General features: G+C 72.1%; 12 protein-coding genes. 8 read left to right on the top strand and 4 right to left on the bottom strand.

Annotated features, from left to right (window positions below; translation table 11 throughout):
- The first annotated feature begins 101 nt into the window (after positions 1 to 101).
- From hppD to BMX74_RS02120, 3 genes are read left to right on the top strand one after another with little or no spacing between them, the layout of a single operon-like run.
- Positions 102 to 1,211, top strand: coding sequence for a 4-hydroxyphenylpyruvate dioxygenase (hppD, locus tag BMX74_RS02130; protein WP_055508203.1), 1,110 nt, complete (start codon positions 102 to 104; stop codon positions 1,209 to 1,211).
- A 35-nt stretch (positions 1,212 to 1,246) separates the two neighbouring features.
- Entirely contained in the window at positions 1,247 to 1,714 is a 468-nt protein-coding gene (locus tag BMX74_RS02125; protein WP_177227159.1) for an RDD family protein, read from the top strand.
- A gap of 46 nt (positions 1,715 to 1,760) precedes the next feature.
- The gene (locus BMX74_RS02120; protein WP_091097831.1) at positions 1,761 to 3,254 is read left to right on the top strand and encodes a M1 family metallopeptidase; all 1,494 of its coding nucleotides are present in this window, start codon (positions 1,761 to 1,763) and stop codon (positions 3,252 to 3,254) included.
- Here the strand turns inward: BMX74_RS02120 and BMX74_RS02115 are convergent.
- Positions 3,247 to 4,263 (bottom strand): ROK family protein, encoded by a 1,017-nt coding sequence (locus BMX74_RS02115; RefSeq protein ID WP_091097828.1) that lies wholly within the window; start codon positions 4,261 to 4,263, stop codon positions 3,247 to 3,249. The genes BMX74_RS02120 and BMX74_RS02115 overlap by 8 nt on opposite strands.
- Before the next feature lie 55 nt (positions 4,264 to 4,318).
- On the bottom strand, positions 4,319 to 5,494 hold the full coding sequence (locus BMX74_RS02110; protein ID WP_055508196.1) for an FIST signal transduction protein: 1,176 nt from the start codon (positions 5,492 to 5,494) through the stop codon (positions 4,319 to 4,321).
- A 170-nt stretch (positions 5,495 to 5,664) separates the two neighbouring features.
- Here BMX74_RS02110 and BMX74_RS02105 point away from each other — a divergent pair, with 170 nt between their 5' ends.
- The 3 genes from BMX74_RS02105 (at position 5,665) to BMX74_RS02095 (ending at position 9,874) form a co-directional block, all read left to right on the top strand.
- Positions 5,665 to 7,056, top strand: a complete 1,392-nt coding sequence (locus tag BMX74_RS02105) for a sigma 54-interacting transcriptional regulator (RefSeq protein WP_055508194.1) — start codon at positions 5,665 to 5,667, stop codon at positions 7,054 to 7,056.
- 61 nt (positions 7,057 to 7,117) lie between these two features.
- A complete protein-coding gene (locus tag BMX74_RS02100; RefSeq protein WP_091097826.1) occupies positions 7,118 to 7,873 on the top strand; it encodes a hypothetical protein in 756 nt (251 codons plus the stop codon).
- A gap of 30 nt (positions 7,874 to 7,903) precedes the next feature.
- The gene (locus tag BMX74_RS02095) at positions 7,904 to 9,874 is read left to right on the top strand and encodes a vWA domain-containing protein (protein WP_055508189.1); all 1,971 of its coding nucleotides are present in this window, start codon (positions 7,904 to 7,906) and stop codon (positions 9,872 to 9,874) included.
- A gap of 30 nt (positions 9,875 to 9,904) precedes the next feature.
- On the opposite strand, the gene BMX74_RS02090 is transcribed toward BMX74_RS02095, so the two are convergent.
- Positions 9,905 to 10,327, bottom strand: coding sequence for a DUF6292 family protein (locus tag BMX74_RS02090; RefSeq protein WP_256256736.1), 423 nt, complete (start codon positions 10,325 to 10,327; stop codon positions 9,905 to 9,907).
- Between the two features lie 138 nt (positions 10,328 to 10,465).
- On the opposite strand from BMX74_RS02090, the gene BMX74_RS43725 reads away from it, so the two are divergent.
- Both BMX74_RS43725 and BMX74_RS02085 read left to right on the top strand, forming a co-directional pair.
- Positions 10,466 to 10,603, top strand: a complete 138-nt coding sequence (locus tag BMX74_RS43725) for a hypothetical protein (protein WP_176573554.1) — start codon at positions 10,466 to 10,468, stop codon at positions 10,601 to 10,603.
- A gap of 10 nt (positions 10,604 to 10,613) precedes the next feature.
- Complete coding sequence (locus BMX74_RS02085; protein WP_055508185.1) at positions 10,614 to 11,045, top strand: hypothetical protein; 432 nt, start codon at positions 10,614 to 10,616, stop codon at positions 11,043 to 11,045.
- A gap of 18 nt (positions 11,046 to 11,063) precedes the next feature.
- Here BMX74_RS02085 and BMX74_RS02080 read toward each other — a convergent pair whose 3' ends face one another.
- Positions 11,064 to 12,203: a cystathionine gamma-synthase gene (locus BMX74_RS02080; protein WP_055508183.1), complete on the bottom strand. Its 1,140-nt coding sequence runs from the start codon at positions 12,201 to 12,203 to the stop codon at positions 11,064 to 11,066.
- Between the last annotated feature and the right edge of the window lie 134 nt (positions 12,204 to 12,337).

Here is a 12,337-nt window from a genome sequence, read left to right as displayed (position 1 = left end):
CTGTACACGTCCTCCGGGAAATCGGCGAGGAGAATGGGCAGATTGTCCACTCATTCAAGTAACTCTTGCACAACTCGCCCAGCTAAATCGAGAGTTACGCCATGAGTGATGTCTTTCCGGTTAACGGCATGGACGCCGTGGTGTTCGCCGTGGGCAACGCCAGGCAGGCGGCCCACTACTACTCGACCGCCTTCGGGATGAAGCTGGTCGCCTACCGCGGGCCGGAGAACGGCAGCAAGGACACGGCCTCGTACGTGCTGACCTCCGGCAGCGCCGTCTTCGAGTTCCGCGCCTCCATCAGGCCCGGCACCGACCTGGCGCGGCACGTGGCCGAGCACGGCGACGGCGTGATCGACCTGGCCCTGGACGTCCCCGACGTGGAGGCGGCGTACCGGCACGCGCTCAGCCGCGGGGCGAGGGGGCTGGAGGAGCCGCACACGCTGGAGGACGACAACGGCAAGGTGGTCATGGCCGCCATCGCCACCTACGGCGAGACCAGGCACACGCTCGTCGACAGGTCCAACTACACCGGGGCCTACCTGCCCGGCTACGCCCCGGCCGAGCCGCTGGTCGCGCCGCCCGCCACCAGGACCGGCCGGCTGTTCCAGGCCGTGGACCACTGCGTGGGCAACGTCGAGCTCGGCAAGATGGACGAGTGGGTGGAGTTCTACCGCAACGTCATGGGCTTCACGAACATGGCGGAGTTCATCGGCGACGACATCGCCACCGACTACTCGGCCCTCATGTCCAAGGTCGTGGCGGACGGCACCCGCAAGGTGAAGTTCCCGCTGAACGAGCCGGCGATCAGCCGCAGGAAGTCGCAGATCGACGAGTACCTGGAGTTCTACGGCGGCCCCGGCGTGCAGCACATCGCGCTCGCCACCAACGACATCATCACGACCGTCGACCACATGCGGGCCGCGGGCGTGCAGTTCCTCGACACGCCCGACTCGTACTACGACGACCCCGAGCTGCGGGCCCGCATCGGCCAGGTGCGCGTGCCGATCGAGGAGCTGAAGGAGCGCCGCATCCTGGTGGACCGCGACGAGGACGGCTACCTGCTGCAGATCTTCACCCAGCCGGTGCAGGACCGCCCGACCGTCTTCTTCGAGCTCATCGAGCGTCACGGCTCGCTCGGCTTCGGCAAGGGCAACTTCAAGGCGCTGTTCGAGGCCATCGAGCGCGAGCAGGAGCGAAGGGGCAACCTGTAGTTTGCGGAGGTCCGGCGGCGGTGATGTGCCTTCCCATGGGATCGACCACGGGACCACCGCCGCCGCCCCACCCCCGGCCCCTGGCCGGGCGCTGGCGCCGGCTCTTCGCCGGCGTCCTCGACGGGATCATCGTCGGCATCGTCTCCGCCCCCTTCAGCTGGACGAGCTGGACTTACGTCTGGGACTCACACAAGGGCGTCTGGGACCGCTACCCCGCCCAGCACACGTTCCTTGCGGGGATCGTCGCCTTCCTCTACTTCTGGCTGCTGCACGCGTACTGGAACGGGCAGACCGTCGGCAAGAAGGTCTTCGGCATGCGGGTCGTCCAGGTCGACGGCACCCGCATCGGCGTGGGCCAGGCCGCGCTCAGGCAGGCCGTGGAGACCGTGCTGTCGTGGCTGTGCTGCGTGGGCGGCCTCCTCGACCTCGGCTGGATCCTCTTCGACCCGCGCAAGCAGGCTCTCCACGACAAGGCCGCCAGGACGGTCGTCGTCGACGCATGACAGCGCGTAAGCTTCTGGTCACGCAACGAAGGGGGCTGGGTCGCGGATGAGGGTCGGCAGACGCCGTGTGGCGTCCCTGGCGGTGCTGGTCAGCGTGTTCGCCTGCACGCCGTCGGACATGGCCGCCACCGGCGGCACCGGCGTGGCCGCCGCGTCCGGCGCGCTCGGCCCGCTGCACGGCCCCGCGTACGGGTCCTCCCGGCACGGGTCCCCGCACCAGCCGCGCTACCAGCCGGGCGCGCCCGGCATCGGCGACAGCGACTTCCCCACCGACGGCAACGGCGGCTACGACGTCGCGCACTACGCGCTCGACATCCGGTACACGCCGTCCTCCAAGCAGCTGTCGGGCCTGGCCACCGTCCAGGCCACCGCCACGCAGGGCCTGTCCAGCTTCCACCTCGACCTCGCCGGGCTGCGCGTCGGCAGGGTCACGGTCGACGGCGCGGCGGCCAGGTTCTCGCACGAGGGCGACGAGCTGATCGTCACCCCCGCCCGGCCCATCGACAGGGGCGCGGCCTTCACCACCGCCGTCACCTACTCCGGCACGCCCCGCCCCGAGCGCGACCCCGCCAACCTCGGCACCTACGGCTTCATCCCCACCGACGACGGCGCGTTCGTCGCCTGCCAGCCCAACGGCGCCAAGACCTGGTTCCCCGGCAACGACCACCCGGCTGACAAGGCCACCTTCGACTTCACCATCACCGTGCCCGAGGGCACCACCGCCGTGGCCAACGGCGAGCAGAGCGCGGCCCCCGTCACCTCGGGCGGCAGCACCACGTACCGGTGGCGCGAGCGGCACCCCATGGCCACCTACCTCGCCACCGCCACCATCGGGAAGTTCGAGCTGCGCCAGGGCACCACGCCGGACGGCGTCCCGGTGGTCGCCGCCGCCGACCCCCGCTTCCACGCCTCCCTCGGCAAGCTCTACACGCTGTCCGGCGAGGTCACCGACTACTGGAGCAAGGTCTTCGGGCCGTACCCGTTCTCCTCCACCGGCGGCGTCATCGACGACTACCAGGCCGGCTACGCCCTGGAGACCCAGACCAGGCCGCTCTACGGCGGCTTCTCCCCGCAGGACGCCATCGTCGCCCACGAGCTGGCGCACCAGTGGTTCGGCGACAGCCTCAGCATCAGCCGGTGGAAGGACCTCTGGCTGAACGAGGGCTTCGCCACGTACGCCGAATGGCTGTGGGCCGAGCACAAGGGCGGCGCCACGGCCGACGCCACGTTCCGCGCCTTCCACGCCCGTCCCGCGAGCGACCCCATCTGGTCGTACCCACCGGGCCGGGCACGGCCCAACGACCTGTTCGACCAGTCGGTGTACATCCGGGGCGGCATGACGCTGCACGCCCTGCGCAAGGCCATCGGCGACGAGACGTTCTTCGAGCTGCTGCGCACCTGGACCGCCACCCACCGCTACGGCAACGTCACCACCGACGAGTTCGTCGCGCTGGCCGAGCGGATGTCGGGCAAGGACCTCGGCCCGCTGTTCGACGCCTGGCTCTTCGAGCCCCGCCGCCCCGCCTCTCCGGTCACCTGAGCGGGCTCCAGTAACGGTCCGCCGCCAGGAGGAGGGCGGCGGCGCCGACCAGGCCGGCGTCCTGGCCCAGGGCGGCGGGCCTCACCCTGACACGGCGGGCGAACTCCATGCGGGCGTGCTCCCGCAGCGCCTCCTCCAGCGGGCCGAACAGCAGGTCGCCCGCCTGCGACAGCCCGCCCCCGACGGTGACGACGTCGAGGTCGCACAGGTGGGTGGCCGAGGCGATGGCGATGCCGAGCGCCCTGCCGGCCCGCCGCATGGCGCGCACGGCCACCGGGTCGCCGGCGCGGGCGTCGGCGGCCAGGGCCCGGCCGGTCACCGCCCGGTCCTCGCGGTAGGCCCATGACCGGCCCTCCGCGTCGCCGGCGTCGCCGGTCGTCGTCGAGGTGCGAAGGCCGTCTCCCCCGCCGTACGTGCCCGGGGTCCAGCCCTGCGACTCGGCCCACCGGGTCAGCGCGGGGCCGCGGGCGACCGCCTCCAGGCAGCCGTGGCCGCCGCAGCCGCACGGCGGGCCGCCCTCGGGCTCGACGACGACGTGCCCGATGTGGCCGGCGTTGCCCGTGCCGCCGTCGATGAGGCGTCCGCCCAGCACGAGGCCGCCGCCGACGCCGGTGGAGACCACCATGCCGAGCATGTCGCGGGCGCCCTGCCCGGCGCCCTTCCAGTGCTCGGCCACGGCCAGGCAGACCGCGTCGTTGTGGAGGCGTACGGGCAGGCCGGGGAAGCGCCCGGCTAGGGCCGCGCGCAGCGGGAAGGCGCGCCAGCCGGGGATGTTGAGCGGCGAGACCTCCCCGTCGGGCCAGGTCATGGGCCCGCCGCAGCCCACGCCCACGCCCTCGACGCGGGCCTCGGCCGCGAGCGGCTCGACGAGGTCCAGGAGCGTCTTCCACAGGCTGTCGGCGTCGGCGTCCTGCGGGGTGGCGGCGCGCAGGGCGCGGACGACGGCGCCGTCGCGGCCGACCAGCCCGGCGGCCATCTTGGTGCCGCCGACGTCGATCGCGAGGATCATGCGCGGCCGGCCGAGGGGGCGCACGTCACGGCGTGCCCGGCCGAGGGGGCGCACGTCACGGCGTGCCCGCCTGGCTGGAGAAGACGAGCACGGACGCGGTCAGCCCGTGGACGTGGTTGTGCCCGTCGACCGGCCCGACCTCCCCGGCGGCGAAGAACCCGGCCACCCCGACCGGCCCGAGCGTGTCGCGCAGCACGACCGGGTCGTGGTCGGCGGTGCCGAACATGGCCGAGCCTCGGCCGTTGCAGGAGAACAGCAGGGCGCCGTCCACCTTGCCGAGTTCCTCGCGGTGCTCGTCGAGCAGCGCGTACAGGTCCTCGTCCGCGGCGGCGGCGTCGCGCACCTGGAAGCGGACGGTCCTGCCGATCTCGACGACGTCGCCGATGGCGACGGCCTCACGTTCGGGGTCGATGCCGATCACGCCTCTGATGAGGAAGTCGCCGCGTTCGTGGCGTTCGGCGTACTCGTCCATGGCTATGCCGATCTGCAGGCCGGCGGCGACGAGTTCGCGGTCGTCCTCGTCGAGGTCGCTGACGATGTCCTCCAGGCGCGCCAGCGCGGGCTGGCCGGCCAGTTCCAGCAGCACGTTGTCCTCGGCGGCGGTGACGACCATGCTGGGGCCGATCGGGCGGCAGCCCTGGCTGACCAGGGTGCTGACCTTCACGTCGCCGCTCAGCAGGACGCCGATGGCGCCCTCGGTGTAGACCTCGCCGTCGGCGAACAGGCGTACGGAGCCGCGGCCCTGCAGCCCGTTCGCCAGGCCGCCGATCAGCGGCAGCTCGCCGAGGACGTCCACGGAGCGCTCGACGAACGCGTCGGCGGGGAAGGTGTACGGGTCGGCCAGCAGGATCGCCACGTGGTCGTCCGGGGCCCGCTCCGGCAGGCCGATGACCACGAACTGGTCCTCGGCGGCGAGCGTCTCCAGGGCGAACGTGGTGAGCCGCACCCCTTCGAGGGTGGCCGCCCAGGCGCTGACGGCGGGCGAGAGCTCGACGCCCTGCCCGTTGCCGATGACGCCGGTGGCGCTGCACCCGATGACGTGGGCCTCGGGCGCGAGCCGCATGGCGGCCTGCCCGGCGCGCGCGACGTCGTCGGGGTCCTCTCCGCAGATGAAGAAGCAGACCAGGTCCGCTTGGCCGGTGAGCCTCGACAGGGCCTGACCGACGGCGCTCTCCGCGGCCTCCACCAGGTCGGAACCCACGGCGAGGCCGTCGGCGAAGCGGCTCGTCATCAAGGCCACGTGTCTCGCCTCCCTCGACAGTCCGACGTTCTCTAGGGCCGATTCTCCCCACTAAAGGGACAAGCACGCGCACATTCCGTACACAATTGCCAAGATCCGAAATCTCCGCCAGATTCCAAACTCTCTGCCACATTCTTCGCTGGGGACGTAGTCTCGTTCCCGTGCAACAGCCACGTATTCTCCGCGAGTTGCGAGAGAGCGGCCACGTTCATCGCACCGTCAAAGCCGAGGTCCGGGAAAACCTGCTGGCCAAGCTCCGGTCGGGAGAGCCCCGGTTCCCCGGCATCGTGGGCTTCGACGACACCGTCCTGCCCCACCTGGAGCGGGCGTTGCTCGCCGGGCACGACCTGGTGCTGCTCGGCGAGCGAGGCCAGGGCAAGACCCGGCTCATCCGCACCATCACCGGGCTGCTCGACGAGTGGACCCCGGTGGTCGAGGGATGTGAGATCAACGACCACCCGTACGAGCCGGTCTGCACCCGCTGCCGGGCCCTCGCCCAGGAGCTCGGCGACGAGCTGCCTGTGGCGTGGAAGCACCGCGACGAGCGCTACGGCGAGAAGCTCGCCACGCCCGACACGTCCGTGGGCGACCTGATCGGCGACGTCGACCCGATCAAGATCGCCGAGGGGCGCACGCTGGGCGACCCCGAGACCGTCCACTACGGCCTGGTCCCGCGCACCAACCGCGGCGTCTTCTCCGTCAACGAGCTGCCCGACCTGGCCGAGCGCATCCAGGTGTCGCTGCTGAACGTGCTGGAGGAACGCGACATCCAGGTGCGCGGCTACAACCTGCGCCTGCCGCTCGACATCCTGCTCATCGCCAGCGCCAACCCCGAGGACTACACCAACAGGGGCCGGATCATCACCCCGCTGAAGGACCGCTTCGGCGCCGAGATCCGCACCCACTACCCGCTCACCGTCGAGGACGAGCTCACGCTCATCCGCCAGGAGTCGGTGCCCGACATCGGGGCCGACATCCCCGAGCACCTGGTGGAGGTCCTCGCGCGGTTCACCAGGCTGGTCCGCGAGTCCACGGCCGTCGACTCCCGCTCCGGCGTGTCGGCGCGCTTCTCCATCGCGGCGGCCGAGACCGCCATGGCCTCGGCCGTGCGCAGGGCCGCGGTCAAGGGCGAGGAGCAGGCCGTCACCCGGGTGTGCGACCTGGCCTGCGTCGTCCACAGCCTGCGGGGCAAGGTGGAGTTCGAGGTCAGCGAGGAGGGGCGGGAGACCGAGATCCTCGCCCACCTGCTGCGCAGGGCCACGGCCGAGACGTTCAGGAGCCGCCTGGGCGGCATGGACCTGTCGTCGCTCATCGAGAAGTTCTCCGAGGGCAACCAGGTGGAGTCGGGCGAGCTGGTGCCCGCCGCGGAGCTGCTCCACCGCATCGGTCCCGTCGCCGGCCTGTCGAAGATCATGTCGAAGCTGGGCATGGGGGCGGGCGAGGAGTCGCCCGGGCACGCCGCCGCGGCCCTGGAGTTCGCCCTCGAAGGGCTCTACCTCATGCGCCGCCTGTCCAAGGAGGACCTCGACGGCGTGAGCGTCTACCGCACCTGAACAATCGGGCGGTCTCCCGCGTCATACGTGGTGATCGATCACCTCGACGGGGAGACCGCCCATGCGAACGCTCATCTGCGCCGCCGCCGCACTCGCGCTGAGCTGCGTCACCGTGCCCGCCCAGGCGGCCTCCGGCCCCGCGGCCACCCGGGTGGCGTACGGGTACGCGTGGGCCGACGGCGCGGGTGCGCTGCGCATCACGCCGCGCGAGCCGAAGCTCGTCAGGGAGCGCCGCGGCCCGGCGTTCTACCGGCTGTCCGCCGTGCCGGGCGCCAAGGAGCTGCGGCTCGGCTACCGCTCGGCCTCCTACCGCCGCGTCACCGTGGCCTGCGGGCTGAAGGAGACCGAAGGCAGGGTCGCGGTCGACGGCAAGGGCCTGGGCCGCACGTCCTGCGGGCCCGGCGACCTCACCGCCGCGCTGGAGCAGGGCGGCGTCCCGCTGCGGGTGGAGTACCGCGGCGGCGAGGCCGTGCGGATCAACGAGTTCCTGGCCGAGCCGGGCGCCTCGCGCGTCGCGCGTGGCCTGCTCAAGCGGCTGGACGACGCGACGGTGCTGTTCACGGCGGGCGGGACCACGGTGAAGCTGGGCTACACGTACGCCACCGGCTTCCACCGCGCCACGGCCCGCTGCGGCGACGCCTGGCTGGCCGGTGAGCCGGTCAACGCCGACCGCCAGGGCCTCGGCACCCGGCCGTGCCAGGCCAGGCACCTGACCAAGGCGCTCAGGACCGTGGGGCACCCGGTGGCCGTGAAGATCGACTACGTGCCCGACTCCGGCGCTCTCAACGAGGTCTGGGAGGTTTTCGGGGACGCGTAGCCGGGCGGATGGGGTTAGCGTGGGTTCGTGATGGCCTACCGCTATGGCGAGTACCACGACGGCCCCGACCCGCTCGCCCCGCCGTACGACGTGCGGGCGGCTCTCGACGAGATGGGCGACGCGATCCTGACCGGCTCGACGCCGGTCCACGCCCTGCGCGACCTGCTGAAGCGCGGCCTCCCCGGCGCGCAGGACCGCCGCGGGCTCGACGACATGCTGCGCGAGGTACGGCGCCGGCGCAGGGAGCTGCGCGAGCGGGGGCGCCTCGACGGCACGCTGGAGCAGGCCAGGGCGCTGCTGGACAAGGCGATCGGCCAGGAGCGGGCCGAGCTGTTCCCCGACCCGTCCGATGAGGCCCGGCTGCGGGAGGCGGAGCTCGACTCGGTTCCCGAGGACGCCGCGAGCGCGATCAGGCAGCTCGGCTCGTACGAGTGGCGGTCGGCGGCGGCCCGCAGGACGTTCGAGGAGCTGCGCGACCTGCTGCGCCGCGAGGTGCTCGACAGCCAGTTCAAGGGGATGCGCGACGCCCTCGCCAACCCCGATCCGGCCGCGGTGGAGCGGGTCCGCCAGATGATGGCCGACCTGAACGACATGCTGGAGAGGGACGCGCGGGGCGAGCACACCCAGGAGGACTTCAACCGCTTCATGGGGAAATATGGTGATCTTTTCCCCGAGAAGCCGCGCGACCTCGACGAACTGGTCGACATCCTCGCCCGCCGCGCCGCCGCCACGCAGCGCATGCTGGCCTCGATGACGCCGAGCCAGCGCGAGGAGCTGAGCGACCTCATCAACCAGACCCTGGAGCAGGCCGGGCTGTCCGACCAGATGCGGCGGCTCGGCGAGGCGCTCCACAGCCGCCGTCCCGACCTGGCGTGGAACGCGCCCGAGCGGCTGACCGGCGAGGAGCCCCTCGGCATGGGCGACGCCGTCACCGCGCTGGAGGAACTGGCCGACCTGACCCAGCTCGAAACCGCCCTGCGCCAGGACTACCCGGGCGCCAGGCTCGACGACATCGACGAGGCCGCCGTGCGCCGCGCCCTCGGCCGTTCCGCGGTGGACGACCTGGAGGCGCTCAAGCGCATCGAGCGCGAGCTGGAGGAGCAGGGCTACCTGCTGCGCCGCCGCGGCAAGCTGGAGCTCACGCCCAAGGCGGTGCGCAGGCTCGGCGAGACCGCGCTGCGGCGGGTCTTCTCGTCCCTCGACGCCGGACGCAGGGGCGACCACGACCAGCACGACGCGGGCGCCGCGGGCGAGCTGACCGGCTCGTCGCGGCCGTGGCGCTTCGGCGACGAGCAGCCCATCGACGTGGTCCGCACCCTGGTCAACGGCGTGCGCCGCGGCGGGCTCGACCTCGCGGCCCGCCCCGGGAAGGGGCCCGCGGTGCGGCTGTCCGTCGACGACTTCGAGGTGGCCGAGACCGAGCGGCGTACGGCGGCGGCCGTCTGCCTGCTCGTGGACCTGTCGTACTCGATGGCGCTGCGCGGCACGTGGGCGGCGGCCAAGCAGACCGCGCTGGCGCTGCAGGCGCTGGTGGCCTCGAAGTTCCCGCAGGACGCCGTGCAGATCATCGGCTTCTCCAACTACGCCAGGGTGCTGCAGCCCGACGAGCTGGCCGGTCTCGACTGGGACATGGTCCAGGGCACGAACCTGCACCACGCGCTGCTGATCGCGGGCAGGCACCTCGACCGGCACCCCGACTTCGAGCCGGTGGTGCTGGTGGTGACCGACGGCGAGCCGACGGCCCACCTCATGCGCAACGGCCGGTCGGCGTTCGAGTGGCCGCCGTCGCGCGAGACGCTGGAGCTCACGCTGGCCGAGGTCGACAAGATGACGCGGCGGCGGGCGACCCTCAACGTCTTCATGCTGGCGGCCGACGACCGGCTCAAGGAGTTCGTGGACGAGGTGGCCCGCAGGAACGGCGGCCGGGTCTTCTCCCCCAGCCCCGACCGGCTGGGAGAGTACGTCGTCAGCGACTTCCTGCGCCTGCGGCGCGCCCGCTGAGACCGGCCCGCGCCCATCGGCGGGGGCGGGTCAGGCGTCGATGAGGCGGGCGTAGAAGTCGAGGGCGACGTCGAAGCCGTCGCGGCAGTTGCGGTGCGAGCGGTAGCAGGGACGGAACGCGGTGCTCGCGCCCACCCCGGCCCTGGCGTCGCCCAGCGCGCCCGGCACCCGCTCGGGCCTGGGCAGCAGCCCGTGGCCGAGGTAGCGCACCCCGGCCAGCTCGGTGTGCGCGCCGTGCCCGCCCTCGACGTAGCGGCCGAGCCGCCAGCCGCTCTCCTCGTCCCACACCAGAGCGCTGCCGTCGGCCAGCAGGAGGGTGGCGTCGCGCGGGTCGCACGGCCCCTCCCACCAGTCGGTGACCTCGGCCCCGAGCAGGTCGACGACACGCTGGACGTAGCCCTGAGGCTGCTGCAGCCACTCGTCGGTGTACGGCTCGACATGCCTGATGGCCACGGACGGCACCCCCTTGTGCCCGAAAGGTAAGAGAAAACGGCGGTTCCCAACCATACCCGGGCTGAACTTATTCCGTTGCACAGCCGTCTAGTCATTACGGACGATATTCACGGCCGGGACGGGGAAGGAGGGGAACCCATGGTGGCGATGATCGTGCTGATCGTGCTCATGGCTGTCGCGGTGGCGGCCATGGAGCTCGTCATGCGGCGTTCGCCGGCGGCCTCCCCGGTGCCGAAGGAGAGTGTCGAGTCAGCGGCCGAGATCGCCGGGGACTAGTCTCAGCGGCATGTCGTCCCTGCTTCTGTGGCTGCACATCGGTTTCGCCATCTTCGCGGTGGGCCCCCTGACCGCCATGACGATGGCCGCGCCCCGCGTCATCCGCGCCAAGAACGTGCCCGCCCTGCAACTGATCCAGCGCTCGACCCGCATCTACGGCTTCGCCTCGCTGGGCGTGCTGGTCTTCGGGGTGGCGCTCGGCGTCGTGCTCGGCGGCGGCCTGCTCGGCAAGTGGTACATGACGGCGTCGATGACGCTGTTCATCGTGGCGATCGTGCTGATCGTCCTCATCGACCGCGACCTGCGCGCCGCCGTCCGGGTGCTCGAGAACGAGACGCCGGACGACGACGCGAAGGCGCAGAACGCGAGGATCGCCGCCATCAGCGGCCTGCTGTCGGTGATCTGGCTGGTGATCCTCTTCCTGATGATCGTGCCCAGGTAGCGGCCCGGGGCGTCCTCGCTAGCCGAGCGCCCGGGTCAGGTCGGCGAGCAGGTCGTCGATCGTCTCGATGCCCACCGACAGCCGCACCAGGTCGGCGGGCACCTCCAGCGGCGAGCCCGCCGCGGAGGCGTGCGTCATCCTGCCCGGGTGCTCGATCAGCGACTCGACGCCGCCCAGCGACTCGCCCAGCGTGAACAGGGCGGTGCGGTTGCACACCTCGACGGCCTCCGCCTCGCCTCCGGCCACGCGGAACGACACCATGCCGCCGAACCTGCGCATCTGCTTGGCCGCGACCTCGTGGCCCGGGTGCTCCGCCAGGCCCGGGTAGAGCACCTGGGTGACGCGCGGGTGCGCGAGCAGGAGGTCGACCACGCGCTCGGCGTTGTCGCAGTGGCGGTCCATGCGGACGGCGAGCGTCTTGAGCCCGCGCAGCGTCAGCCAGGAGTCGAACGGCCCGGCGACGCCGCCCATCGCGTTCTGGTGGTAGGCGAGCTCGTCGCCGAGCCCCTGGTCGGCCGCGATCAGCGCGCCGCCGACGACGTCGGAGTGGCCGCCCACGTACTTGGTGGTGGAGTGGACGACGACGTCCGCGCCGAGCGCGAGCGGCTGCTGCAGGTACGGCGAGGCGAACGTGTTGTCCACGACGAGCAGCGCGCCGTTGTCGTGGGCGAGCTGCGCCAGCGCGGCGATGTCGGCGACGCCGAGCAGCGGGTTGGTGGGCGTCTCGACCCAGACGATCTTCGTCTTCTGCGTCATGGCGGAGGCCACAGCGTCGAGGTTGTGCAGCGGCACGGGGTCGAAGTGCAGGTCCCAGCGCTGGAACACCTTGGCGAACAGCCGGTAGGTGCCGCCGTAGGCGTCGTTCGGGATGATGACGTGGTCCTGCGGCCGGCACACGGTGCGCAGCAGGGTGTCCTCGGCGGCCAGGCCCGAGGCGAACGCCAGGCCGCGCGCGCCGCCCTCGACGGCCGCGAGTGCCTCTTCCAGCGCGGTCCTGGTGGGATTGGCCGAACGGCTGTACTCGTATCCGGACCGCAGGCCGCCCACGCCGTCCTGCTTGTAGGTGGACGTGGCGTAGATCGGCGGGACGACCGCGCCGGTCAGCGCGTCCGGCTCCTGACCTGCGTGGATCGCCAGGGTCTCAAAACCGTTGCTCATAGGGGCCACGTTAACGGAAAGCCCGCGGTCCGGTCCCCACCGGACCGCGGGCCCGCGTCGCGGGCGCCGTCCCCACCGCGCCCGCGGCGAGCCCGCGCGCCATGCCCGTGCGCGGGCCCCGGGACCGGCGCGCC

It is taken from the genome of Nonomuraea pusilla (genome assembly GCF_900109355.1).
Lineage (GTDB): Bacteria > Actinomycetota > Actinomycetes > Streptosporangiales > Streptosporangiaceae > Nonomuraea > Nonomuraea pusilla.
This window is presented reverse-complemented; position numbering and strand designations above follow the sequence as displayed.